Below are 1,190 nucleotides of genomic sequence, written 5' to 3'. Positions count from 1 at the left end.
GAGGTCGGCACCGAGGGGCGGCTCGGCGGCCAGGCCGAGGTCGAAGGCGTCTCCGGCACCTGGAAGCGCCTGACGGAGAACGTCAACGAACTGGCCGGCAACCTGACCCGTCAGGTGCGGGCCATCGCCGAGGTCACCAGCGCCGTCGCCGAGGGCGACCTGACCCGGTCGATCAACGTGGAGGCGTCCGGCGAGGTCGCCGAGCTCAAGGACAACATCAACTCGATGGTGGAGTCCCTGCGCGAGACCACCCGGGCCAACCAGGAGCAGGACTGGCTCAAGACGAACCTCGCCCGGATCTCGAGCCTGATGCAGGGCCACCGCGACCTGCCCGTGGTCGCCGAGCTGATCATGGACGAGCTGGTCCCGCTGGTCTCGGCCCAGTACGGGGCCTTCTACCTCGCCGAGGACGGTGACGACGGGCCCGAACTGCGGCTCGTCGGCTCCTACGGCTACCCCGAGGAGAGCAGCCGGCCCTCCCGCATCGCTTTCGGCCGCACGCTGGTCGGCCAGGCCGCGCGCAGCCGCCGCACCATCATGGTCGAGGAGCTGCCGGACGGTTACGTGACCATCTCCTCGGGCCTCGGCCAGGTGGTGCCGAGTGCGCTGGTGCTGCTGCCCATCGTGGTGGAGGGCCAGGTCCTCGGAGTCATCGAGCTGGCCTCGGTCACCCGCTTCACCCAGATCCACCGCGACTTCCTCGCGCAGCTGATGGAGACCATCGGCGTCAACGTCAACACCATCGTGGCCAATGCCCGCACCGATGAGCTGCTGGTCGAGTCGCAGCGCCTCACGGTCGAACTCCAGGCACGTTCGACCGAGTTGCAGGTGCAGCAGGAGGAACTCCAGCGTTCCAACGCGGAACTGGAGGAGAAGGCGTCGCTGCTGGTGGCGCAGAACCGGGACATCGAGGCGAAGAACCTGCAGATCGAGCAGGCGCGCCAGGAACTGGAGACCCGCGCCCAGCAGCTGTCGCTGGCCTCGAAGTACAAGTCGGAGTTCCTGGCCAACATGAGCCACGAGCTGCGCACCCCCCTCAACAGCCTGCTCATCCTGGCCCAGTTGCTGGCACAGAACCCGTCCCGCAACCTCACGCCCAAGCAGGTCGAGTACGCGCAGATCATCCACTCCGCCGGTTCGGATCTGCTGCAGCTCATCAACGACATCCTCGACCTGTCGAAGGTCGAGGC

At 67.4% G+C, this 1,190-nt stretch carries 1 protein-coding gene; it reads left to right on the top strand.

The genetic code is table 11. The features are described 5' to 3' along the window. A partial coding sequence (locus tag GTY56_RS00900; RefSeq protein WP_161361497.1) for a GAF domain-containing protein occupies positions 1-1,190 on the top strand: 1,190 nt, incomplete at both ends.

Origin of the sequence: Streptomyces sp. SID5643 (assembly GCF_009872555.1) — a bacterium.
In the GTDB taxonomy this organism is placed as follows: domain Bacteria; phylum Actinomycetota; class Actinomycetes; order Streptomycetales; family Streptomycetaceae; genus Streptomyces; species Streptomyces iakyrus.
This window is presented reverse-complemented; position numbering and strand designations above follow the sequence as displayed.